This is a genomic window from Rhizobacter sp. P2_H2, from assembly GCF_056403375.1.
The window spans coordinates 1-2,503 of sequence record NZ_JBFUFP010000813.1; the positions used below are offsets into that span (position 1 = coordinate 1).

Consider the following 2,503-nt stretch of genomic DNA (forward strand, 5'->3'; position numbering starts at 1 on the left):
GCAGCCATCCTGCGAGAGATAGAGAGCTTCATCATGGAGCTGGGCAGCGGATTCGCCTTCCTGGCCCGGCAGAAGCGCATCACGGTCGATGGTGAAGACTTTCACATGGACCTGCTGTTCTACCAACGCGAACTCCGTCGACTCGTCGTCGTGGAGCTGAAGCTCGAACGCTTCCGCCCCGAACACAAGGGGCAGATGGAGTTCTACCTGCGCTGGCTCGACAAGCACGAACGAAGGACCGGTGAAGAGTCACCGATCGGCATCATCTTGTGCAGCGGCAAGGACCAGGGGCGCATCGAACTGCTGGAACTCGACAAGACCGGAATCCACGTCGCCGAGTACCTCACGACACTGCCACCCAAGGACGTACTTCAACGCAAACTGCAGGAAGCTGCCCAGTTGTCGCGAGCGCGACTCGAATCCCGGAAGGGCCGCTCTTAGGCGGTAGCAGGTATCACCTTGTCGGCGCAGAGCGCGGGGATTTTGAGACCCCGCGCTCCGCGCCATCGCGTGCGATCAGCAGCCCAGGTTGCCGCCCGGATCGACACCGATGATGCCGGTGAACGTGCGGTAGTAGTTGATCCGCGTCTGCACCGCATCCGGCCGGCGGCCGCCGCATTCCAGCGAGCCGTTGATGGCGTTGATCGTGACGCCGGCCGCGCCGGTGCCCGTCATCCAGTACCACACGGCGGTCTTCCACGCGATCGTCGAGTCGGTCGCCACCAGGTCCGGGTTGCTCCACAGGTCCACGCCGATGGCCTGGCCGGCCGCGCGGTAGTTGTAGTTCCAGCTCAGCTGGATCGGGCCGCGGCCGTAGTACTGCTGGCCGGGGGCGCAACCGCTGTTCCAGTCGCAGTACAGCGGCCAGTTCGCCTGGTTGTACTCGCGCGTCGCGCGCAGGTTGTCCGACTCGTGCGCCACGTTGGCGAGGAAGGCCGCGGCCTCCTGGCGCTTGATGGTGTCGCTGCCGGTCTTCGCGAAGGCCGGCCAGCCGGTCATCGCGTTGACCAGGCCGGCGTAGGTGTACAGCGCGTTGCGGTTCGGGAACATCTGGTTGAACTGCGCCTCGCTGACGATGAACGAGCCGCCGGTGTTGCCACCACCGCCGCCACCGCCGCCGCCCGTGCCGCCGCAGGTGGTCGGCTGCCAGTACCAGGTGCTGATCGTCGGGTCGGTGCCGTCGCTGCCGTTGCCGCCCACGTTGACCAGCTTGTAGTAGCTGCCGTTGCCCGGGTAGCGCACGACGTCGCCCTGGCGGTAGTACACGCCGGCCTGCCAGTCGACCGCGGTGCAGCCGCCGGTGTTGCCACCGCCGCCACCGCCGCCTCCTCCTCCGCCACCGCCCGTGCTGCCGCAGGCGGTCGGCTGCCAGTACCAGGTGCTGATCGTCGGGTCGGTGCCGTCGCTGCCGTTGCCGCCGACGTTCACCAGCTTGTAGCAGCTGCCGTTGTTGGGGTACTTGACCACGTCGCCGAGGCGATAGAACACGCCGGCCTGCCAGGTCACCGTCGTGGCGCCGCCACCGCCGGTGCTGCCACCGCTGTCACAGGTGGTCTGCTGYCAGTACCAGGTGCTGATCGTCGGGTCGGTGGCATCGCTGCCGTTGCCGCCGACGTTGACCAGCTTGTAGTAGTTGCCGTTGTTCGGGTAGCGGACTACGTCGCMGAGGCGGTAGTACACGCCGTACTGCCAGGTCTGCGAGCTGCAGGCCGCGGCCGTGACGGCGGCGGCGCTCATGACCGTGGTGGCGGGTGCTGGCGCGGCACACAGGCCGGCCAGCGGAATCAACAGGCTTGCGATGCAAGCCACCCAACGTCTTGTCTTGTGGAACATGGTTGTCTTTCCGGTGTTTGTTGAGGAGATCGCACTGCTCCTTGCGCCCACGGACTGCCAATCGTGAAAGCGCTCGCATTTGACCGGTCGGGCGACCGGATGCGGGTAACAGCGTGCAAGAAACGGCTTGCAACGTGAGCGCAGGGCGCGCTCCAGCGCGCCGCAGGCGCGGCGCGACACCGGTCGGAATCTCTACACCGGCCGCTTGGCCAGCAGCGCCCACACCCCGGCGGCCGACAGCAGCGAGCCACCCGCCAGGTTGAAGCCGCGCTGCGCACGTGGCGACGCGAGCGCGGCGCGGGCCGAGGTGGCGAACACCGCATAGAGCGTCGAGTTGATCGTGGCCATCGTGACGAAGGTGACGGCCAGGATCCACAGCTGCTGCGTGGCGTTCACGCCCGGGCGCAGGAACTGCGGCAGGAAGGCGATGAAGAACACGATGCCCTTCGGGTTGAGGGCGGTCACGAGATAGGTGTTGATGAACAGCTTCCAGCGCGAGCCGGTGGCCGGCGCGACCGTGGCCTGTGCAGGCGAAACGCCGGCGCGCAGCAGCTTGATGCCGAGGTACAGCAGGTACAGCCCTCCCGCGAACTTGACCACCGTGAACCAGAAGGCCGAGGCCGCCAGCAGCGTTCCGAGGCCCAGCAGCGACACGACCAGCGCGGTGGAG

General features: G+C 67.0%; 3 protein-coding genes. 1 reads left to right on the forward strand and 2 read right to left on the reverse strand.

The annotated features are described in order from the left end of the window. A partial coding sequence (locus tag AC1D15_RS26695) for a PDDEXK nuclease domain-containing protein (RefSeq protein WP_477828376.1) occupies nt 1-441 on the forward strand: 441 nt, incomplete at its 5' end. Nucleotides 442-516: 75 nt separating this feature from the next. Here the strand turns inward: AC1D15_RS26695 and AC1D15_RS26700 are convergent. Further along, nucleotides 517-1,833 (reverse strand): glycoside hydrolase family 19 protein, encoded by a 1,317-nt coding sequence (locus AC1D15_RS26700; RefSeq protein ID WP_477828377.1) that lies wholly within the window; start codon nt 1,831-1,833, stop codon nt 517-519. 192 nt (nt 1,834-2,025) lie between these two features. Then, nucleotides 2,026-2,503, reverse strand: a 478-nt coding sequence (locus AC1D15_RS26705) for a LysE family translocator (protein WP_477828378.1), incomplete at its 5' end; no start/stop codon positions are given.